This is a genomic window from Sulfitobacter sp. 1A12056 (genome assembly GCF_043558125.1).
Taxonomy (GTDB): domain Bacteria; phylum Pseudomonadota; class Alphaproteobacteria; order Rhodobacterales; family Rhodobacteraceae; genus Sulfitobacter; species Sulfitobacter faviae.
On the sequence record NZ_JBIFFY010000021.1, the window covers coordinates 1 to 1,892 of the forward strand.

Genomic DNA, 1,892 nt, shown 5'->3' on the forward strand with positions numbered 1-1,892 from the left:
GCGGTGCGTCTCAGCGCCGCCGGTAGAGGGGGTTCTAAGGTTAGTGAGGCAAAGCCGCAAGCAGAAAGTTGAGAAAAGATGAGATTTCGAGGAACTTTTCGGCAAGATGCTGAAATGGCGTGCTAATTTCCCGCATCTAACGCGCCGGAGCTGGCCTCCCCCGCCCTATCTGAGCCGATACCTTCACTGCCAGCCCTTGAAACGACCGCGATTCACGGGATCACAGGGCAAACTCGGCGACTCGCAGCGCAGGCCCTACCCCTCCCCTGCATCCTCCTCCGCCCGGCTGAGCGGAAGCGGCTCTTTGAAGGTGAGCGTGCGGTAAGGGAAAGGAATCTCTAGCCCTGCTTCGTCCAGCGCCCGTTTCACCGCGGTCACCACCTCATCCCGAGAACGTCGCTGCTCGACCGGGGCTGAGCCTGTCCACCAAGTGACCTCGAAATTGATGGAGGACTCCCCGAACTCTTGGGCGAAGACCTGAATCGGATGCTCCCCCTGCTCTACCGTCTCGCAGCGCGCGACCGCTTCGGAGATCACCGCCCGCGCTTCACCCAGATCGACATCATAGGCCACCCCGCAGATCACGGTTTGCCGACGGTGCGTTTGATCCGTGCGCACATAGACGGGGTTCTTAAAGAGCATCGCATTGGGCACGATCACCAGCTGCCCGTCCGTCTGGCGGATATGGCTCTCTCTAATGGCGATATGGGTGACCTTGCCCTCGATCCCCTCGCATTCGATATGATCCCCCATGCGCATTTCCCGGCGAAAGAGGATGATGATCCCGGCGAGGAAATTCTCAAAGACGTCCTTGAAAGCGAAGCCAATGGCGACCGACCCGATGCCGAGCCCCGCCAGAATGCTGGCAGGCGTGAGCCCGGGAAAGACGATCACGGCCGCGATCATGATGCCAAAGATCCAGATGAGGATAGACGTCAGTAGGGTAAAGAGATCCTGAAGGCTCGGGCGCAGCTTGGTGCGGGACAGGGTTTTGCTGACCAGCGACCGGCCAAGCGCGGCCATGGCCCAGGTCAATATCAAGACGAGGGTTGCGACAGCGATCTGCGGCAAAAGTGCGATTGTCTCTCGCGCCATCTCCATGATCTGGCGCCACATGATCCTGACTGGCTCCACCCTACCCCTCCTCTGGCTGTTTGGTAGTTTGCCGCAAAACCCATGCTGCGGCGAGTGTTACTTGCGCCCCGTTCAACGCGCCACCACTGGCCGTGCGACGATCGGGGGCTAGCTTAGGGCAAGGTTTAGTCTATTTGGAAAGGAGCCCGGCGCACCCGGCGTGACACTATGGACATCATTCGCATCATCATCGCCATCCTACTGCCCCCTCTTGGGGTGTTCTTGCAGGAAGGTCTGGGAAAGCACTTCTGGATTAACATTCTCCTGACCTTGCTGGGTTACCTGCCCGGGATCGTCCATGCGCTCTATATCATCATCAAAAGGTGAGAGCGCGGGCAGCAGCCCGAATAGAGAAAGCGCGCCTCCGGTAAGAGGCGCGCTTTTGCAATCAATCAGATAGTTTGTCCTTGGCGTCACCGACACCCTTTTGCACTTTGCCCTCGGCCTGATCGGCCTGACCTTCGTGCTTCAGGTCTTCGTTGCCTGTGGCATCGCCGGCTTCTTCTTTCAGCTTGCCACCGATGTCTTTCGCCTTGCCTTTAGCTTGGTCGTCATTTGCCATGGTTGCTCTCCTCTATCTAGGTAGGGGAACAACGTTGGGCAGGAGGCGCGGGTTCCGTTGCGGGTGAGGGAAATCACGCGCTGATGGTGGCGAGGGTGTCGCCTGATTGTTCTGGTAAAAATGGTGCCCGGGGGCGGAGGGTTTACTCCGTTGTGTTCCCGTTACAGGCATCCCTTCAGCTGGTAGCTCCAGCAAA

The 1,892-nt window shown here is 58.8% G+C and carries 3 protein-coding genes; 1 reads left to right on the forward strand and 2 read right to left on the reverse strand.

The window, feature by feature from the left end; translation table 11 throughout:
* Positions 1-255: 255 nt before the first annotated feature.
* On the reverse strand, positions 256-1,116 hold the full coding sequence (locus ACGYLD_RS17305) for a mechanosensitive ion channel family protein (RefSeq protein WP_394403361.1): 861 nt from the start codon (positions 1,114-1,116) through the stop codon (positions 256-258).
* Positions 1,117-1,302: 186 nt separating this feature from the next.
* Here ACGYLD_RS17305 and ACGYLD_RS17310 point away from each other — a divergent pair, with 186 nt between their 5' ends.
* Entirely contained in the window at positions 1,303-1,461 is a 159-nt protein-coding gene (locus tag ACGYLD_RS17310) for a YqaE/Pmp3 family membrane protein (RefSeq protein ID WP_082852043.1), read from the forward strand.
* Between the two features lie 61 nt (positions 1,462-1,522).
* Here the strand turns inward: ACGYLD_RS17310 and ACGYLD_RS17315 are convergent, their stop codons facing one another.
* Positions 1,523-1,696 (reverse strand): CsbD family protein, encoded by a 174-nt coding sequence (locus tag ACGYLD_RS17315; protein WP_082852044.1) that lies wholly within the window; start codon positions 1,694-1,696, stop codon positions 1,523-1,525.
* Positions 1,697-1,892 lie beyond the last annotated feature (196 nt).